Genomic DNA, 18867 nt, shown 5'->3' with positions numbered 1-18867 from the left:
TGCGCGGGGCGGGGCACTCGCGCACTATCGTGGGAACCGTCGTTGAGAAGGAGGAGCGTTGAGCGCCGAGGACCTCGAGAAGTACGAGACCGACATGGAGCTGCAGCTGTACCGGGAGTACCGGGACATCGTGCGGCAGTTCACCTACGTCGTCGAGACCGAACGGCGGTTCTACCTGGCCAACGCGGTCGAGGTCCACGTCCGTGGCGCCGACGCGGAGACCTACTTCGAGGTCGAGATGAGCGACGCGTGGGTCTGGGACATGTACCGCCCCGCCCGCTTCGTCAAGCACGTCCGGGTCCTGACCTTCAAGGACGTGAACGTCGAAGAGCTCGATAAGCCGGACATGACACTGCCGTAACCGCCTGTACCGAACGCCCCGCCGACTGCGACGGGGCGTTTTCGCCGCCCGTGACCTGGCCCGTTCCGCGATCGGAAAGGGGCCCCGGCTCCAGGGCGCCGCTACCATTGATCGGGTGTCCACACTCCGTGACGTAATCAGCGCGCACACCGACCTGACGTCGAACTCCGCGGCCCACCTCCAGCGGCTCGTCGCCGAATGGCAGCTCCTCGCCGACCTCTCCTTCGCCGACTTCCTGCTGTGGGGCGCGGTCAAGGACCACCCCGGCAGCTACGTCTGCCTGGCCCAGGTCCGGCCCACCACCGGCCCGACCGCCTACGAGGAGGACCAGGTCGGGCGCCTCCTCGAAGGGGAGGACGCCAAGCACCTGCACGTCGCCTTCACCGAGGGCCGCATCTTCCGCGAGGGCGACCCGGTCTGGCGCGGCGACGTCGCCGCCCGCCACGAGGCCATCCCCGTGCGCCGCCGCGACCGCAGCCAGATCATCGCCGTCGCCGCCCGCGACACCAACCTCTCGGACACGCGCAGCCCCTCCCACCTCGAACTCAACTACCTCAAGACCGCCGACTACCTCGTCCAGATGCTCTCCGACGGCGGCTTCCCGCCCCCGCTGCTGCCCGGCGAGCCCACGACGGCGCCGCGCATCGGCGACGGCCTCGTGCGCATCGGCTCCGACGGCCTCGTCCGCTACGCCTCGCCGAACGCGCTCTCCGCCTACCGGCGCATGGGCGTCACCGGGCACCTGCGGGACCGCGACCTCGCCGAACTCACCCGCAGCCTCCCCTCCAGCGCCGACGTCGGCGCCGACGCTGCCCGCCGCATCGCCGACGCGCTCGCCGGCGGCACCCCGCGCCGCAAGGAGATCGAGGCCAAGGGCGCCACGGTCCTCATGCGGGCCCTGCCGCTGCGCCCGGGCGGCAAGGCCGCCGGCGCCCTCGTGCTCGTCCGCGACATCACCGAGGTCCGGCGCCTCGACCGCGAACTGGTCACCAAGGACGCGACCATCCGCGAGATCCACCACCGCGTCAAGAACAACCTCCAGACCGTCGCCGCGCTCCTGCGCCTCCAGGCCCGCCGCGTCGGGTCCCCGCAGGCCCGGCTCGCACTGGAGGAGTCCGTGCGCCGCGTCGCCTCGATCGCGCTCGTCCACGAGACGCTCTCGCAGTCCTCGGACGAGTCGGTCGGCTTCGACCAGATCGTCGACCGCGTCGCCTCCATGGCCGTCGAGGTCTCCGTCGCCGAGTCCAAGGTGACGCTGCGCCGCGAGGGCACCTTCGGGGTCCTGCCCAGCGAGTACGCGACGCCGCTGGTCATGGTCGTCAACGAGCTCATCCAGAACGCCGTCGAGCACGCCTACCCGCCCGGGCAGGACGGCGAGGTCGTCATCGGCGTCGAGCGCGACGGCGACCGCTTCCGCGTCACCGTCTCCGACCAGGGCAAGGGCCTGCCCGAGGGCTTCCGCATCGCCGACTCCACGCGCCTGGGCCTCCAGATCGTCCACACCCTCGTCACCGGGGAGCTGCGCGGCACCATCGACATGCGCCCCCGCGCCGAAGGCGGCACCGAGGCCGTCGTCGACTTCGGCCTCCAGTAGGAGCCGTAGCACCAGCTGACGACCGGCCGGACTTCCCCCGTGGAACCCGGCCGGTCGCGTGTAACCCTCATGTGACCTGATGTCCATGGAGCGGGACGTCACCCGCAGCGGGCCTGAACCTGTGTCATGCTTCTAGGCATGTCTCGCACACACGGGCTCCGACTGGTGGCACGCCGCCACGTCGACTTCTGCCGTGTGTTCAGCGCCGCCTGTCGCATGTGCGCTTAATTCCTTCCGGCTGTCTGCCGTCGAACCATGCCACACCCGTGTCCGCGATGAGGAGTACCGTGCCAACGCCAACGCGCAAACCGTCCCGCCCCAAAGGCCAAGGCCAATGGGCGATGGGTCACCGGGAGCCGCTCAACAAGAACGAGCAGTCCAAGAAGGACGACAACCCGCTCAACGTTCGGCAGCGCATCGAGGGCATCTACGCCCACGGGGGATTCGACTCCATCGACCCCGCCGACCTGCGCGGACGCTTCCGCTGGTGGGGCCTGTACACCCAGCGCAAGCCCGGCATCGCCGGCGGCAAGACCGGCATCCTCGAAGAGGAAGAGCTCGACGACAAGTTCTTCATGATGCGCGTGCGCATGGACGGCGGCCAGCTCAGCCTCGCACAGCTGCGCACCGTCGCCGGCATCTCCAAGGAGTTCGGCCGCGACACCGCCGACGTCACCGACCGCGAGAACGTCCAGTACCACTGGATCCGCGTCGAGGACGTCCCCGAGATCTGGCGCCGCCTCGAAGCCGTCGGCCTCGACACCCAGGAGGCCTGCGGCGACTGCCCGCGCGTCATCCTCGGCTCCCCCGTCGCCGGCGTCAGCACCGACGAGGTCATCGACGCCACCCCGCAGATCCAGGAGATCTACGACCGCTTCATCGGCGACCGCACCCTCTCCAACCTGCCGCGCAAGTTCAAGTCGACCATCGGCTGGCTGCCCGACAGCCCCTGGGAGATCAACGACATCTCCCTCATCGGCGCCCACCACCCCGAACTCGGACCCGGCTTCGACCTCTACGTCGGCGGCGGCCTCTCCACCAACCCGATGTTCGCCCCGCGCCTGGGCGTGTGGGTCTCCCAGGACGACATCGTCGAGGTCTGGGTCAACGTCGTGCGCATCTTCCGCGACTGGGGCTACCGGCGCCTGCGCACCCGCGCCCGCCTGAAGTTCCTCGTCAAGGACTGGGGCGCCGAGAAGTTCCGCGAGGTCCTCGAATCCGAGGCCTACCTCGGCCGGAAGCTCCCCGACCTCGAGCAGCCCCCGGTCCCCGAGAAGCTCCTCGACCACATCGGCGTCCACAAGCAGAACGACGGCAACTACTTCATCGGCGTCGCCCCCGTCGCCGGCCGCGTCTCGGGCACGATCCTCGACCAGCTCGCCGACATCGCCGAGAAGTACGGCTCCGACCGCATCCGCGCCACCCCGCTCCAGAAGCTCCTGCTCCTGGACATCCCCGAAGACCGCGTCGACGAGGCCGTCGAGGACCTGCGCGCCATCGGCCTGGAGGCCAACCCGTCCCCCTGGCGCCGATCCACCATGGCCTGCACCGGCATTCAGTTCTGCAAGCTCGCCATCGTCGACACCAAGGACCGCGCCCGCGACCTCGTCGCCGAACTCGAGAAGCGCGTCCCCGAACTCGACACGCCCATCTCGATCCACGTCAACGGCTGCCCCAACGCCTGCGCCCGCACCCAGACCGCGGACATCGGCCTCAAGGGCCAGCTCGTCACCGTCGACGGCCAGCAGGTCGAGGGCTTCCAGGTCCACCTCGGCGGCGGCCACGCCTCCGCCGCGAGCCTGGGCCGCAAGTCCCGCGGCCTCAAGGTCGCCTCCGCCGACCTCGGCGACTACGTCGAACGCGTCACCCGCCGCTACCTCGACACCAGGACCGAAGGCGAGACCTTCGCCCAATGGGTCCACCGCGCCGAAGAGACGGCACTCCAGTGAGCGGCCGCGTCGTCCCCTACCTCTGCCCCTATTGCGGCGGGGAGGACATCAGACCCTATGCGCCCGAGCCCGACAGCGACGTCGAGATCAAGGGCGGATGGCACTGCGCGGACTGCACCCGTGTCTTCGCCGTCAAGTACCACGGGATGGCCGCCGCACCGGTTTACGCGGCGCCGCCCACAACGGGCCCTCAGCCCGAGTAACACCCCGATCGGAGTGAAGCAGCATGAGCAGCACAGGGAATCAACGAGACCCGTTCGAACTCCGTGACCTCGCCACGGAAGCGGGGACGCGCCTCGAAGACGCCACGGCCCACCAGATCATCGAGTGGGCGGTCGGCGAGTTCGGCGAGCGCTTCTGTGTGACCTCATCCATGGCCGACGCCGCGGTGGTCCACCTGGCCAGCCAGGTGGCCCCCGGCATCGACGTCGTCTTCCTCGACACCGGCCTGCACTTCCCCGAGACCCTCCAGGTCCGCGACTTCGTCGCCTCCACCATGGACGTCAACGTCCGCTCCATCCAGCCCGACCAGTCGGTGCTGTCCCAGGACGCCGAGTTCGGGCCCCGCCTGTTCTCCCGCGCCCCCGACGAATGCTGCTCCCTGCGCAAGGTGCTCCCGCTCAACCGGGCGCTGGCCGACTACGACGGCTGGGCCACGGGCCTGCGCCGCGACGAGGGCCCGACCCGCGCCGGCACGAAGGTCGTCGACTTCGACCTGTCCCGCCGCAAGGTCAAGGTCTCGCCGATCGCGAAGTGGACCGAGGCCGACCAGGAGGCGTACATCGAGCGCTACAACATCCCGGTCAACCCGCTGCTCAAGGACGGCTTCCGCTCGATCGGCTGCTGGCCGTGCACGCGGCGCACCGCGCCGGGCGAGGACCCGCGCGCCGGCCGCTGGGCCGCGTTCGACAAGACCGAGTGCGGGCTGCATGTCTGACCGGTCGGTGCGCGAACCCGGCGCGGCTGCGGCCGCGGCGAGTGCTCGCGCGCCCACCGGTTCGGGGCCCGAACCGCCGCTGCGGCCGATCGTGCTGGTCGCGCACGGCAGCCCCGATCCGCGCTCCCCGGAGGCCGTCCGCGCCATCGCGCGGGCGGCCGGGGCGGACGTCGGCTTCCTCGAGTTCAACGAGCCGCACCCGGTCGAGGTGCTGCGGGGCATCGCCGACACCGGCGTCAGCGCCGCGGTCGCGCTGCCCCTGCTGCTGACCGACGCCTACCACTCCCGCACCGATCTCCCGGAGGTCGCCAAGCGGGCCGAGGAGTCCCGGCCGGGACTCGCGGTCGCGGTGGCGCGCCCGGTGGGGGACCTGTCGCTCGCGAACGTCCTCGTCCGCGACCTGCCCTACGGCATCGACGGAGTGGTGGTCTGCGCCGCGGGCACCCGCGTCGACGAGGGCCGCGCGCATGTCGCCGCGGTGGCGGCCGAAGCCGGCCGCCTGCTGGGCGTCCCGGCCGGACCGGGCTTCGCCTCGGGCCCCGGCCCGCGCGCGGGCGAGACCGTGAAGTCATTGAAAGACCAAGGGGCCCAGCGCATCGCGGCGGTCTGCTACTTCATCGCACCGGGACTGCTGTGCGACGCCGCGCTGGAATCGGCCCGCGAGGCCGGCATCGCCCATGAGGGTGAACCCCTCGGCGCCGCACCCGAACTCATCGCCCTCATCGAGCGCCGCGCCGCCGAGGCCTGAATCCGCTCAGCCGGTCGAACGCTCGGTTGCGGTCCAGGAGGTCGTCGACTCAAGTGCGGCCGAGCTCATTCGTCGGTCATACCGAGTGCGCTGTTCGGCTCCGCCCCTGAGCCGGCTATTCGGCCTCGCCGAAGGGCCGCCGCTCGCCGAAGCCCACGGCCCGCCGCGTCGGTCCGCTGAGGACCAGTCCGACCAGCGCCGCCGCCAGCGCCCACGCCGCGATCCCGATCACAGGATGCGCGGCCTCTCGGAGGTAGTACCCGACCGGAAGCCAGATGAGCGCCTGGAAGACCGCCTGCGCGATGACGTCCCGCTGCTGGAGCAGCCGCCGGCCGATGAACCAGTAGTAGAGCGCCGCCAGCCACGCGAGCAGCGCGATGCCGATCGCACCGCCGGCGGTGTCGACGTCGCCGGTCACCAGCTGAATCAGACCCCATGCTCCCGCCGCGACGAGTCCTGTTGCGAGCAGCCAGAACAGGCCCGCGGCCACGGTGAGGGTCCAAGGGCGCGGATCGTCACCGTGCGTTTCGGTGACCGCGCCCATTCCGGCATCGGTTTCGTTCACACGTCAACCGTATCCCGGGCTACGCTGCGCCTATGCGCGACCTGAAACCGGCGCCACAGCGTGGTCTGCTCATCGTGAACCCGAAGGCCTCCACCGGCTCGCGTCGCCGCACGCGCTGGGTGAGGAAGAAGCTCGGCAGCGTGCTCGACCTCGACGTGGAGCTGAGCCACCGGCGCGGCCACGGCGAGGAGCTCGCCACGCGCGGCGCCGACCGGGGCTACGACGTCGTGCTCAGCCTCGGCGGCGACGGCACGGTGAACGAGGTCGTGAACGGGCTGCTGGCCGGCGGCCGGACCGCCGCGGAGGCACCGGTGTTCGCGCCGATCCCGGCCGGTTCCACCAACGTCTTCGCACGGGCCCTGGGCCTGCCCTGGGACCGCCGCCGCGCCTCGATGGCGATCGTGGCCGCACTGGAGGAGTCGCGGGTGCGCACGGTGAGCCTGGGCCGGGCGAGGGCCGAGGACACCGACCGGCTCTTCACCTTCTGCGCCGGAATCGGCTGGGACGCGTCGATCATCAAGAAGGTGGAGTCGTACCGAAAGAAGCGCAATCTCGGCGCCCACTATGCGCGCGCGGTGATGGCGGAGCTCAATGAGCATGGTGTGGAAGGCGATTCGATCGAGGTCGAGATGTCGACGGGCGAGACGGACCTCTCCACCGGTATGGCCGTGGTGCAGAACTGCGCACCGTGGACCTACATGGGCGCCCTTCCGGTGAATCTCAACGCGCGGGCATCCTTTAATGCTGGACTTGATGTCCTGATTCTGCGTAAACTTGGTCTGTCGGACGCCGCGATGACCGCCGCTTCACTGCTGGTCGGTCGGGACGGGCCCGACGGCAAACACGCGGTGACGCATCACGATCTCTCCAGGATTCGGCTGCGCGCGTCGCTCCCGCAAGCCTTCCAACTCGACGGGGATTACCTCGGTGAGCTGACCGAACTGGATCTCGACTCGGTCCCAGAGGCACTGCGGGTGGCCTGCTAACAACTTGGGAAAACCTCGGAGTGGGTGTTGACAACTCGCCCGTGAGCAGGCAAGGTTGATTTCGCCATCCCTACAGGGACGGCGCGAGACTTACAACCGAATATCGTCTTTTCGGTGCGTATAGACCAGGCACGGTGTGGGTACTTATGTCTTGGCGAAGCTTGCGAGCCAAGAATGTGGTCAAGCCCTGGCGAGACTTCCGAGCGTGGTGAGTCGGCCAACCTTGAGTACCAGTGTGTCAAACCGGTTCGACTCGCTGTCACCGACCCCGGTGTTTTCAGTTCGGGGGAGTGTGGCGGAGGCCGCTCTGAGGATCCGCGGTAGGGGTCCCGGCGGCGTTGAGGAAGTGTTCCCCGAGTCTTCTTCGAGGTAGCGCGGTGAGTTCACTCACTTAGCGCGCATTTCCGGAGTCGAACCCTTGACAAATCCCATCCTTGTGAAAGTATTCACAAGGGAGACGGGTTCAGGTGCGAGCCGGTCGCTGCGACACTTGCGGAGTTGTATGTTTGCGGCTTGCCCGGCCGTCACTTGGACGGCCGACGCCGCAAGGTGCGATAGCTCCCGATGCCCCGGCGTTCAGCAATGGCGCTGAAGCGATGCGGGAGCCCTCCGCGATCGCGGTGACAACGATTCCCCTTGCTGGGAACCGATATCCGTCCTGAGTGCTCACCAGTGCCGCCCGCGAGGTGCGACCGCCACACGGAAGCCGTGGCGGAATCCGAGCGGCACTGACGCGAAGCGCGACGGAAACGCCCGTACGGCCCGCTGCCGGGCCCTGCTACGCCCGAAAACGCAAGAACTGTTCATAACACCGTGTAATCAACAAGCTTGATTCTTAGCAAGGAGATGTTTTGATGGATTGGCGCCACGAGGCCATCTGCCGCGACGAGGACCCCGAACTGTTCTTCCCGATCGGGGACACCGGACCGGCACTGGTACAGATCGAGCAGGCCAAGAACGTCTGCCGGCGCTGCCCCGCGATCGAGGAGTGCCTGCGGTGGGCGCTCGAGAGCGGCCAGGACGCCGGTGTTTGGGGCGGCATGAGCGAGGTCGAGCGCCGCGAGCTCAAGCGCCGCTCCGGTGCCGTGCGCACGCTCGCCACCCAGGTCGTCGGCTAGCACGCGCAATCCCTTGATGTAGTCCATCCCTCGAATTTGCGACGACAGAAGCTTGAAAGGCCCGGCCCGGCGGCCGGGCCTTCAAGCTGTCCGGGGTCCGGGCAGCCCGAAGACGCATCGGCGGCCCCGGGGAAGGCCCCCGATTTCCATCGTGCCCGAGGGGTACGACAGTTTCGGCGGGCGCTGTTCGAAGGCACCGCGAAGACCCATTGACGGCCCTGGGGAAGGCCCCCGGTTTCGATGGTGCCTCGGGGGTGTGACAGTTTCGGGCGGGTCAGTTGATCTGGTGGCGTTCGGTGTCGGCGTCCGCTTCGGTGGCCGGGCGGCGCTGGCGGATCCTGATCGTGGTGGTACCGCCCTCGATCTCGGATTCGACCTCGTCCGTGAGGGCCTTGAGCACCTGCCACTGGTAGGTCCCCGCATCGGGCAGCGGTTCGCCCTTCGGGCGGCTCAGCACGATCTGGAGGGCCTCGACGCCCACCTCCAGGCGGCACCGCAGCGGCTCGCCGGGCTTCCTTCGGAACGGGCGCTGCCTCCCCGACTCCGCGGGCTTCGACGCCGTGGGGATCAGCAGCGCCACGGCGGCGTTCACCGCCGCGCGCAGGTCCTCGATCTCGTCCAGCGAGAACCCGAGCCTGGTCGCCACCGCGGCCGTGGCGGTCGGCAGCACCGACAGGTAGTCGCCCGTCGAGGGCACATCGAGCAGCAGGACGTCCTCGCGCTCTTCGCTCACCGTCATCGCCGCTTCCTGTGATCGAGGGGCCGAAGGACTTCCGCCCTCTCGCTCTACAGAATAGTGGGACGCCCCGACATACGGGTACCACCCTGGAATCGCGCCCCAGCGCCGGCCTTCGCCCGTGCCGCGCAGCCCGCCCGGACGCCGATCTTCCCGGCGAGCACCCGACCCCGCGGACCGGCCCCTGAGACGGCGAAGCGCCCGCCGCCGCTGACCGCGGTGGCGGGCGCTTCACTGACGTCTGCGGCGCTAGGCCTTCTTGGTCTCCCAGAAGATCGTCGCGATCTCGTCGATCTTCGCGAGCAGGTCGTCGGCGACCTTCGGGTCCGCGTGGCCCTTGGTGCCGGCCGCGCCCGCGAGCTTCGTCGCCTCGTTGACGAGGGTGTGCAGCTGCGGGTACTTCTCGAAGTGCGGCGGCTTGAAGTAGTCGGTCCACAGCACCCACAGGTGCTCCTTGACCAGGTTCGAACGCTGCTCCTTGATGATCAGGGCGCGAGTGCGGAACTCAGGGTCCTCGTTGGCCTGGTACTTCTCGGAAATGGCCTTGACCGACTCCGCTTCGATGCGAGCCTGGGCCGGGTCGTAGACCCCGCACGGCAGGTCGCAGTGAGCCGAAGCCGAGACCTGCGGCAGCAACCGCTTGAACAGAGGCTTGAACATAGCCCCTCCAGCTTCTTTGGTTGGGTTGTGATTCCACCGCCGACCCTACCTCTCCGGAGGCCGATTTCGGCCCGGCCCCTAGAGTTAGGGACGCGACACTGTTTCTCACCGAACACCATGATGGACAGTGAGATCGACGCTCTGCCAATCGACGGCTCGCCAGCTGCGCCAAGACCGGAGGTCAACCCGATGCTCGCCGCCTACGCCCGCAACGTGAACCCCGAAGACCCCTTCTCGGCCCTTTCGGTGGGTGAGATCGAACCCCCGGCCGTGCCCGAGGACTGGACGCGCGTCGAGCTCGTCGCCGCCTCGATCAACCACCACGACCTCTGGTCGCTCGCGGGCGTGGGCCTGCGCGCCGAGCAGTGCCCGATGATCCTCGGCACCGACGCCGTCGGGCGCACCGAATCGGGGGACGAGGTCGTCGTCTACCCCGTCATCGCCGACGCCTCGCTCAAGGACGAGACGCTCGATCCGAAGCGGACGCTCCTGTCTGAGCTCCACCCGGGGACGCTCGCCGAGTACGTCTCGGTGCCCGCGCGCAACCTCCTGTCGGTCCCGAAGGGCTGGAGCGCGGCCGAGGCCGCGTGCCTGCCGACCGCGTACCTCACCGCCTGGCGGATGCTCACCACGCGGGGCCGGCTGCCCGCCGGCGGCGCCGTGCTGGTCCAGGGCACCGGCGGCGGCGTCGCGACCGCCGCGATCGTCCTGGCGAAGGCCCTCGGCGCCCGCGTGTACGCCACCGGGCGCAGCCCCGAGCGCCGCGAGCGGGCCGCCGAGCTCGGCGCGGTCCCCGTCGAGGCGAACGGCCGCCTGCCCGAACGGGTGGACGTCGTGATCGACTCGGTCGGCGAGCCGGTCATGGAGCACTCGATCAAGTCGCTCAAACCGGGCGGGCGCCTGGTCAACTGCGGTGTCACCGGCGGCCATGCGCCGAAGGTCGACATGCGCCACGTCTTCTTCAAGCAGCTGGAGATCCTCGGCTCGACCATGGGCACCCGCGAGGAGCTGGTCGAACTGCTCCTGTTCTGCGCCGAGAGCGGCCTGCGGCCGGTCGTGGACTCGACCCACGCGCTCGAGGACGCCGAGCAGGCCCTGCGACGGCTCGCCTCGGGCGACTCGTTCGGGAAGGTCGTCGTGCTGCGCTAAGGGGTCCGTCGACCCGCCGCGAACCACACGGCCGTAACCGCGGCCGCGTCAAATGAGCGACAGTGGGGCCGGTTTCTGGCCGGTTCGGCCTCCGGCCGGCCCCGGCGCCCTCACCCTGTAATGGATGTCACCGCGGTGCGCGCCTGCGCCCGCCGGCATCACGCCGAGCGCTCGCCAACGGGGTTTCGAGCGCCGAGGGCAAGGGGAGAAGCGGCCATGTCGGTTATGGGTCGGGTCAAGGGCGGGCTCAAGTCCGCCGCCGGAAGCACGTGGGGCGTCACCAAGAAGCTCTTGGTGCGGGTCGCGATCGCGGCGGCCATCATGGTCGTGGCCATCGCCCTGGCCAGGCACGGGGAGAGCGTCGCGTCCGAGGGCGCCGGGTCGGGCGCCTCGGGGACCGAGGCGCGCCCGATCGCGGCGCAGCACGCGATCCTCTCCGAGGGCTGGGGCCAGGAGCAATTGCTGACGTGCAGGTACACCGTGAAGGCGACGTTCGGCGTCTCGATCTTCACCGAGACCGACATGGGCGCGCGGCGCCTCATCCGCCTGCACAACCACACCGGGGTCAACGGGGCGTGCGACGCGGTCGAGGGCGGCAAGACGATCGGCTGCGGCGGCCTGCAGTGGGAGACCGAGTGGATCCGGATCCAGTCCGGCGACGCGGTCGGCTACGCGCCGGCCTCGTGCCTGGCCAAGGAAGGGGTGCTGTGACAGCGCCGGATCTGAGGCGGCGGACGCCGCGGTGAGGACGCCGAGAGGCGGGACGCGAACCTTCGCGTCCCGCCTCTTTCACCGGGGGGAGCCTACTTCAGGCCGACGCCGGCGACGCCCTTGACGATCTGCTTCTGGAACAGCATGAAGACGATCAAGAGCGGCAGCGCGCCCAGGACGGCGGCGGCCATGTTCTGGGCGTACAGGAGGCCGTAGCCCCCGGCGACGACGCCCAGGCCGACCGGCAGGGTCATGATCGACGGGTCGTTGGCGACCAGCAGCGGCCACAGGAAGTTGTTCCACGACCCGATGAACGTGAAGATGCCGACGGCGGCGAGGATCGGGCCCGACAGCGGCAGGATGACGCTCCACAGCGTCCGCAGGTGTCCGGCGCCGTCGATGCGGGCGGCCTCCTCGTAGTCGCGGGGGATGGCGTCGAAGAACCGCTTCAGGATGAAGATCATCACCGGGGCGACCACCTGCGGCAGCGCGAGGCCCCAGTAGGTGTCGACCATCCGCAGGGCGCTGACGACGTCGAACATCGGGATGATGAGCGCCTGCTGCGGCACCATGATCCCGGCCAGGATCACCGCGTAGACGACCTTCTTGCCGGGGAAGTCGAGCCGCGAGAAGCCGTACGCGGCGAGCACGCACAGCACCAGGGTCAGCACCGTGACGATCACGGAGACCAGTGTGGAGTTGATCATCCACATGACGTGGTCGCCGCGTTCGAACAGGACCCGGTACCCCTCGACGGACCACTCGTCGGGGATCCACCGGATGGGCTGGCCGAGGCTGGCCTCGGTCTCGGTCTTGAACGAGGTGGACAGCGCCCACAGCAGGGGCACCAGCCACAGCACGGCCAGGAAGAAGGCCGCGAAGTAGACCAGCGCCGTCCCGGCCGTGATCCTGCCGCGCCTGCGCTTGACGGTGCGCGGTCCGGTCTCGGAGGAGGGCGTCCTCGTTTGCAAGGCGGTCATGTTAATCCTCCCTCCTCGACATCAGGCGGAACTGGACGAGGGCGACGAGCAGGATGAAGAAGAAGAGGATGTAGGACAGGGCCGAGGCGTAGCCGACCCGGAATCCGACGAACCCGGAGTTGTAGATGTACTGGATGAAGACGTTCTCCGGCGACAGGTTGGAGGCGCCCCCGGCCATCAGGTAGTACTGGTCGAAGATGCGCAGCGAGGCGATCAGCTGGAGCACGACGACGAGCGCGGTGGTGCGCCCCAGCAGCGGCAGGGTGATGCCCCACAGCTTCTGGAACGCGTTGGCGCCGTCGATGTCGGCGGCCTCGTAGACCTCCTGGGGGATGGTCTGGAGCGCCGCGAGGTAGAGCAGGAAGTTGAAGCCGAGGGTCCACCACACCGTGGTGATGACGACCGAGCCCATCGACTCGGCCTGGAACGCCCACAGGCGGTCCCCTCCCAGGCCCCATTCGCCGAGGTAGTGGTTGATGAGGCCGCCGGCCGGCTGGTACATCCAGAGCCAGACCATGGTGACGACCGAGACGGGGATGACGAACGGCGCGAAGAAGGACAGCCGCAGGAACCAGCCGAGCTTGCGGGCGCGGTGGGCCAGGAGCGCGAACGCGAGGCCGAGGACCACCAGGGGCGGGGTGCTGAGGATCGTGAACCACGCGGTGTTCCACAGCGAGTCCCAGGCCTTGGCGTCGCCGAAGGCCTCCGACCAGTTCTCCAGGCCGATCCAGGAGACCGGGCGGCCGGTGAGGCTCTTGTCGGTGAAGGAGTAGTACAGGCCGAGCAGCATCGGCCAGAGCATGAAGACCGCGTAGACGGCGGCGAACGGCAGGACGAACCACAGGCCCAGCCACGAGCGGCGCCTGGGCGCCCGCGCGGCCGGGGGCGGCGGTTGCTCCGCCGTCGGCGCCGCGGCCGGCGTTTCGGTTTCAGTAGTCATGAGAGAGGTCCCTTGAATCGTTCTAATCGATCGGGTTGGGGAGTTCGACCAGCGTCTGCGCGAGCTCCTTGATGCCCTCGAGCGCGGCTTCGGGGTCGGTGTTGCCCGCGTACACGCCGGCGAGCACCGCGGCCACCTCGTCCGGCAGGCGCGCCGCCGAGCCGGCGAACCAGACCTTGGGGTCGAACTGGACGTTGTCCACCACGCCCGAGTACTCGGCGTTGGGCTCCAGCTCCTGGTACTCGGCGCTCTCGGTGACCGGCAGGTACGCCGGGGTGTGCCCGGCCCCCGCTCCCCACTCGAAGCTGTGCTGGAGCATCCAGGAGACGTACTCGATCGTGGCGGCCCGGACCTCGGGGTTCCAGCTGTTGTGGCGGGGCAGCACGTAGGAGTGACAGTCGCCCTGCGTGCGGCGGTTGCCGAAGAAGTCGGGCATCTCGGCCATGGAGAAGTCGAGGCCGTTGGCCTCGCTGAACGCCCGGAAGCGGGTGATCTCCCAGTTGCCGACCTGGACGAGGCCGCCGAGGCCGTTCTCGAAGTTGGCCGCGGTCGCGCCGCCGTCGGAGATGCGCGGGCACAGGCCCTCTTCGGCCATGCGGTAGATGGTGTCGATGGCGTTGAACGCCTTGTCGTCGTCGAGTTCGAACCCGTCCTCGTGGAAGGTCCACTCGCCGTCCTGCTGGCGGTACCAGGCCCAGAACTGCCGCCAGCCGGCGTTCGTGTCGAGCGAGGTGCCGTACTCGCCGGTGACGTCCTTGACGGCGCGCAGGAGGTCGAAGTACTCCTCGACGCCGTGGGTCTCCAACAGCGTGCCGTCGGCGTTGAGGACGCCGGCCTCCGCACAGATGCCGCGGTTGTAGTAGTTGACCAGGGCGTGGGTGTCGATCGGCACGGCGTAGATCCGGTCGTCGACGAAGCAGCGTTCCCAGATCGAGGGCGGGAAGTCCTCGGGGTCGAGGCCCGCGTCGATGAGCTCGTCGAGTTCGATCGCGTCGAGCAGGGTCGCGGGGGAGAGGCTCTCGAGCCGCGAGAGGTGGATGGTGGCGACGTCGGCGGCGTTGCCGCCCGAGGCGCCCATGACGAGCTTGGTGTAGAACGGGGTGCCCCAGGCGAACGTGGTGGCCTTGAGGTTGGTCCCGGTCTCTTCCATGAACTGGTCGTGCATGGAGGTCATGATGGCGCCGTCGGAGCCGGCGAGCAGGTTCCACTGCTTGACCGTGGTCTGATCGCTGAACGCCTCGGACGCGGAACCGCATCCTGCCAGGCCGATCCCGGCGGCCGCCGCCGTGCCGGTGAGGAGCGCCCGCCTGGAGAAGGGGCCAGGTGGCGAGGGATGGTTCGGCATGAATGCATCACTCCAATGTGATTCTTTGTCAAGACGGCCCGGTGAGGGTGGGCCGTCCCGTCATTGTTATCGCTCTCATCACAGGAGTCAAGAGTGTGAATACATGAAACCACTACCAGTGTGGCGGGTGTGGCGCCCCAGGTCCCGTTCCCGCCGCCCGGGGACGCGAAACGGGGGAGGCGCGAGCCTCCCCCGTCGTTCTCGTCTTCGCTACTGCGGCTGCGGGACCGCCACGTCGACCAGCGCCTGCTGCTCGACCTCGTGGACCTTCGGCGAGCCGGTGGACGGCGCGGCGGCGGCCGGGCGGGAGATGCGGCGCAGGTGGACCCCGCCGAGCTGCTCGAGCAGGTTGAGCGCGATGTGCGACCAGGCGCCCTGGTTCGCCGGCTCCTCCTGGACCCAAGCGGTGTCGGTCGCGTTCGGGAACGCGCCGAGGGCGCTCTTGAGCTCCTCGGCCGGCAGCGGGTAGAGCTGCTCGACGCGCAGGATCGCGGTGTCGGTGACGCCGCGGTTCTGGCGGGCGGCGGCCAGGTCGTAGTAGACCTTGCCCGAGCACAGCAGGACCCGCTTGACGTCCTCGGCCCGGATCCGGCCGTCGGCGACGGCCGGGTCGTGCATGACCGGGTGGAAGCGGCCGCCGGTGAACTCGTCGAGCTGGCTGACCGCGGCCTTGTGGCGCAGCAGTGACTTCGGCGTGAACACGACCAGCGGCTTCTTGACCGGGTCGAGGGCCTGGCGGCGCAGCAGGTGGAAGTAGTTGGCCGGGCTCGTGGAGTTGACCACGCGCATGTTCTCGTCGGCGCACAGCTGGAGGAACCGCTCGATGCGGCCGGACGTGTGGTCCGGTCCGGCGCCCTCGTGGCCGTGGGGGAGCAGCAGGGTCACCCCGGAGTGCTGGCTCCACTTGGCCTCGCCCGAGGAGATGAACTCGTCGATGATGGTCTGGGCGCCGTCGACGAAGTCGCCGAACTGGGCCTCCCAGGCGACCAGCATCTCGGGGTTCTCGACCGAGTAGCCGTATTCGAAGCCCAGGGCCGCGAACTCGCTCAGGAGCGAGTCGTAGATGAAGAACTTCGCGGTGCGCTCGCCCAGGTGCGCGAGCGGCGTGTACTCGTCGCCGGTGGCCTGGTCGATGACGACGGCGTGGCGCTGCACGAAGGTGCCGCGGCGCGAGTCCTGCCCGGCGAGGCGGACGGCCTTGCCCTGCATCAGGAGCGAGCCGAACGCGAGGGTCTCGGCGAAGGCCCAGTCGACGGTGCCCGAGACGGACATTTCGCTGCGCTTCTCCAGGACCCGGCGGACCGCCTTGTGCGGCGCGAAGCCTTCGGGGAGCGTGGTGTGGGCCTTGCCGATCATCGCGATCGTCTCGGCGTCCACGGCGGTGTCGATGTCGGCCACCGGTTCGGGCTGGTGGCGCCACGGCAGCGGACCGGTCTGGCCCGACAGGGCCTCCTTGGTCTCGCGGAAGACCCGCTCGAGCTGCGCCTGGTAGTCGGCGAGGGCCTCTTCGGCGTCCTCCATGGTGATGTCGCCGCGTCCGATGAGCGCCCTGGTGTAGAGCTTGCGGACGGACTGCTTGCCGTCGATGACCTCGTACATCTGCGGGTTGGTCATCTTCGGGTCGTCGCCCTCGTTGTGCCCGCGGCGCCGGTAGCAGACCATGTCGATGACGACGTCCTTGCGGAACTGCTGGCGGTAGGCGAACGCGAGCTTGGCGACCTCGCACACGGCCTCGGGGTCGTCCCCGTTGACGTGGAAGATCGGCGCCTGGATCATGCGGGCGACGTCGGTGCAGTACAGGCTCGAGCGCGAGTGCGTCGGGGCGGTGGTGAAGCCGACCTGGTTGTTGCACACGACGTGGACGGTGCCGCCGGTGCGGTAGCCGCGCAGCTGCGAGAGGTTCAGCGTCTCGGCCACGACGCCCTGGCCCGCGAAGGCCGCGTCGCCGTGGATCGCCACGGGCATGACGGTGAAGCCCTGCTCGCCCAGGTTGAGGCGGTCCTGCTTGGCGCGGACGATGCCTTCGAGGACCGGGTTGACGGCCTCCAGGTGCGAGGGGTTGGCCGCGACCGACACGACGGTCTCGGACTTCCCGTCGGGGGAGGTGAACTTGCCGGTCAGGCCCAGGTGGTACTTGACGTCGCCGGAGCCGCCGATGCTCTTGGGGTCGATGTGCCCCTCGAACTCGGTGAAGATCTTGGAGAGCTTCTTGCCGACGATGTTGGCCAGGACGTTGAGGCGCCCGCGGTGGGGCATGCCGATGACGACCTCGTCGATCTCGGCGCCGGCGGCCTCGTTGAGGACGCGGTCCAGCAGCGGGATGAGCGACTCGCCGCCTTCGAGGGAGAAGCGCTTCTGGCCGACGAACTTCGTCTGGAGGAACGTCTCGAACGCCTCGGCGGCGTTGAGGCGGCCGAGGATGTGCTTCTGCTCCTCGACCTTCGGCTTCTCGAACGGGACCTCGATGCGGCGCTGGAGCCAGGCGCGCTCCTCGGGGTCTTGGATGTGCATGTACTCCACGCCCATGCGGCGGCAGTACGAGTCGCGCAGGACGCCGAGGATGTCGCGCAGCTTCATGCGCTGCTGCCCGGCGAAGCCGCCGACCGGGAAGGTCCGGTCCAGGTCCCACAGGGTGAGGCCGTGCGACAGGATGTCGAGGTCGGGGTGGCGGCGGATCTCGTAGTGCAGCGGGTTCGTGTCGGCCATGAGGTGGCCGCGGACCCGGTAGGCGTGGATGAGCTCGATGACGCGGGCGTTCTTGTCGATCTGGCCCTCGTGCGTCTTGGAGACGTCGCGGACCCAGCGCACGGGCTCGTAGGGGATCAGCAGCGAGCGGAAGACCTCGTCGAAGAAGCCGTCGCCCAGCAGCAGCCGGTGCAGCGTGGCGAGGAACTGGCCGGACTCGGCGCCCTGGATGATCCGGTGGTCGTAGGTCGACGTCACGGTCATGATCCGGGAGACGCCCAGGTCGGAGAGGGTCTCGTCGGAGGCTCCGGCGAACTCGGCGGGCACCTCCATGGCGCCGACGCCGACGATGAGGCCCTGGCCCTTCATCAGACGCGGCACGGAGTGGACGGTGCCGATGCCGCCGGGGTTGGTCAGCGTCAGCGTCGCCCCGGCGTGGTCCTCCATGGTCAGCTTGTTGCCGCGGGCCTTGCGGACCAGGTCCTCGTAGGCCTGCCAGAACTCGCGGAAGTCCATCGACTCGCAGTTCTTGATCGAGGGCACCACGAGTGTGCGGGTGCCGTCGGGCTTGGCGAGGTCGATCGCGAGGCCGAGGTTCACGTGCTCGGGGGTGACGAGCTGCGGCTTGCCGTCGACCTCCTTGTAGGAGGCGTTCATGCCCGGGTGGGCCTTGACCGCCTGCACCAGCGCGTAGCCGATGAGGTGCGTGAAGGAGACCTTCCCGCCCTGGCCGCGCTTGAGGTGGTTGTTGATGACGATCCGGTTGTCGAACAGGAGCTTCGCGGGGACCGCCCGCACCGAGGTCGCGGTGGGGATCTCCAGGGAAGCGTCCATGTTCTGGGCTACCTTGGCCGCGACGCCTTTGAGCGGCTTGGTGCCGGGTTCGTTCACGACGGGGTCCGCCTTCTTCGGTGAGACTGGTGCGGGTGCCGCAGCGGCAGGGACGGGAGCGGGCTCCGGCTTCGGCTCGGGGGCCGGCTTCGGGGCGGCCTCGACCGGCTTCTCGGCGGCGGCGGGCGCCGCCGGGACCGGCTCGCTCTTCGCCCCGTTCGCGGACGGCCGCTCGTCGCCGAACTGCGTGGCCTGCGGATCGCCGCCGAAGAACTCGCGCCACCCGGCGCTCACACTGTCGGGGTTTTCGCGGTAACGCTCATACATCTCGTTGACCAGCCATTCATTGGCACCGAAATCGGTCAACGGATTGCCCGGAGTCGCACTCGACACGACTGAATCGCCTCTTCTTTGACGCTGCGTGGAAGGGGACGGCAGTCCCCGGACTCAAGGGTAACCGGGGGGAGGAGAAAGTGTAGTACCGGTAACGCCGTTGCGGAGCCGATCACTCGGGACGATGCGAAGGTGCTGCGCAGCAGGCGGAAGCGGCCCCGAGTCTGGTTCGCCACAGC

16 protein-coding genes are annotated in these 18867 nt (G+C 69.1%); 9 read left to right on the top strand and 7 right to left on the bottom strand.

Translation table 11 applies throughout. The features are described from left to right. Positions 1-58 precede the first annotated feature (58 nt). From BLQ63_RS25315 to BLQ63_RS25290, 5 genes are all read left to right on the top strand, one after another. Positions 59-361, top strand: coding sequence for a DUF2469 domain-containing protein (locus tag BLQ63_RS25315; RefSeq protein ID WP_091040324.1), 303 nt, complete (start codon positions 59-61; stop codon positions 359-361). 115 nt (positions 362-476) lie between these two features. Then, on the top strand, positions 477-1955 hold the full coding sequence (locus tag BLQ63_RS29730; RefSeq protein ID WP_091040323.1) for a sensor histidine kinase: 1479 nt from the start codon (positions 477-479) through the stop codon (positions 1953-1955). Between the two features lie 275 nt (positions 1956-2230). Beyond that, positions 2231-3904, top strand: coding sequence for a nitrite/sulfite reductase (locus BLQ63_RS25305; protein WP_091040368.1), 1674 nt, complete (start codon positions 2231-2233; stop codon positions 3902-3904). A 226-nt stretch (positions 3905-4130) separates the two neighbouring features. After that, complete coding sequence (locus BLQ63_RS25295) at positions 4131-4841, top strand: phosphoadenylyl-sulfate reductase (RefSeq protein ID WP_091040321.1); 711 nt, start codon at positions 4131-4133, stop codon at positions 4839-4841. Beyond that, positions 4834-5589: a sirohydrochlorin chelatase gene (locus BLQ63_RS25290; protein ID WP_091040320.1), complete on the top strand. Its 756-nt coding sequence runs from the start codon at positions 4834-4836 to the stop codon at positions 5587-5589. Before BLQ63_RS25295 ends, BLQ63_RS25290 begins: the two co-directional genes overlap by 8 nt. Positions 5590-5704: 115 nt before the next feature. On the opposite strand, the gene BLQ63_RS28645 is transcribed toward BLQ63_RS25290, so the two are convergent. Next, entirely contained in the window at positions 5705-6154 is a 450-nt protein-coding gene (locus BLQ63_RS28645; protein WP_177155105.1) for a hypothetical protein, read from the bottom strand. Between the two features lie 32 nt (positions 6155-6186). Between BLQ63_RS28645 and BLQ63_RS25280 the strand changes: the two genes are divergently transcribed. Then, positions 6187-7140: a diacylglycerol/lipid kinase family protein gene (locus BLQ63_RS25280; RefSeq protein ID WP_091040318.1), complete on the top strand. Its 954-nt coding sequence runs from the start codon at positions 6187-6189 to the stop codon at positions 7138-7140. An 854-nt stretch (positions 7141-7994) separates the two neighbouring features. Further along, positions 7995-8258: a WhiB family transcriptional regulator gene (locus BLQ63_RS25275; RefSeq protein ID WP_091040317.1), complete on the top strand. Its 264-nt coding sequence runs from the start codon at positions 7995-7997 to the stop codon at positions 8256-8258. Between the two features lie 274 nt (positions 8259-8532). On the opposite strand, the gene BLQ63_RS25270 is transcribed toward BLQ63_RS25275, so the two are convergent. Continuing rightward, positions 8533-8997 carry an ATP-binding protein gene (locus tag BLQ63_RS25270; protein WP_091040316.1) on the bottom strand — a complete coding sequence of 155 codons (465 nt, stop codon included), beginning with the start codon at positions 8995-8997 and terminating at the stop codon, positions 8533-8535. 246 nt (positions 8998-9243) lie between these two features. Continuing rightward, the gene (gene sodN, locus BLQ63_RS25265; RefSeq protein WP_091040315.1) at positions 9244-9654 is read right to left on the bottom strand and encodes a superoxide dismutase, Ni; all 411 of its coding nucleotides are present in this window, start codon (positions 9652-9654) and stop codon (positions 9244-9246) included. 189 nt (positions 9655-9843) lie between these two features. Between sodN and BLQ63_RS25260 the strand changes: the two genes are divergently transcribed. Both BLQ63_RS25260 and BLQ63_RS25255 read left to right on the top strand, forming a co-directional pair. Then, positions 9844-10803 carry a zinc-binding dehydrogenase gene (locus tag BLQ63_RS25260; protein WP_091040314.1) on the top strand — a complete coding sequence of 320 codons (960 nt, stop codon included), beginning with the start codon at positions 9844-9846 and terminating at the stop codon, positions 10801-10803. Positions 10804-11019: 216 nt separating this feature from the next. Beyond that, complete coding sequence (locus tag BLQ63_RS25255; RefSeq protein WP_143015086.1) at positions 11020-11514, top strand: hypothetical protein; 495 nt, start codon at positions 11020-11022, stop codon at positions 11512-11514. A gap of 92 nt (positions 11515-11606) precedes the next feature. Here the strand turns inward: BLQ63_RS25255 and BLQ63_RS25250 are convergent, their stop codons facing one another. The 4 genes from BLQ63_RS25250 to BLQ63_RS25235 all read right to left on the bottom strand — a co-directional run bounded on the left by BLQ63_RS25250 (position 11607) and on the right by BLQ63_RS25235 (position 18688). After that, entirely contained in the window at positions 11607-12494 is an 888-nt protein-coding gene (locus BLQ63_RS25250; RefSeq protein WP_091040312.1) for a carbohydrate ABC transporter permease, read from the bottom strand. Between the two features lies 1 nt (position 12495). After that, the gene (locus tag BLQ63_RS25245; RefSeq protein ID WP_091040311.1) at positions 12496-13434 is read right to left on the bottom strand and encodes a carbohydrate ABC transporter permease; all 939 of its coding nucleotides are present in this window, start codon (positions 13432-13434) and stop codon (positions 12496-12498) included. 22 nt (positions 13435-13456) lie between these two features. Further along, the gene (locus tag BLQ63_RS25240) at positions 13457-14779 is read right to left on the bottom strand and encodes an extracellular solute-binding protein (RefSeq protein ID WP_091040310.1); all 1323 of its coding nucleotides are present in this window, start codon (positions 14777-14779) and stop codon (positions 13457-13459) included. Positions 14780-14989: 210 nt separating this feature from the next. Further along, on the bottom strand, positions 14990-18688 hold the full coding sequence (locus tag BLQ63_RS25235; protein ID WP_281188224.1) for a multifunctional oxoglutarate decarboxylase/oxoglutarate dehydrogenase thiamine pyrophosphate-binding subunit/dihydrolipoyllysine-residue succinyltransferase subunit: 3699 nt from the start codon (positions 18686-18688) through the stop codon (positions 14990-14992). Positions 18689-18867: the final 179 nt, after the last annotated feature.

The organism is Glycomyces harbinensis, from assembly GCF_900101745.1.
GTDB classification, from domain to species: domain Bacteria; phylum Actinomycetota; class Actinomycetes; order Mycobacteriales; family Micromonosporaceae; genus Glycomyces; species Glycomyces harbinensis.
This window is presented reverse-complemented; position numbering and strand designations above follow the sequence as displayed.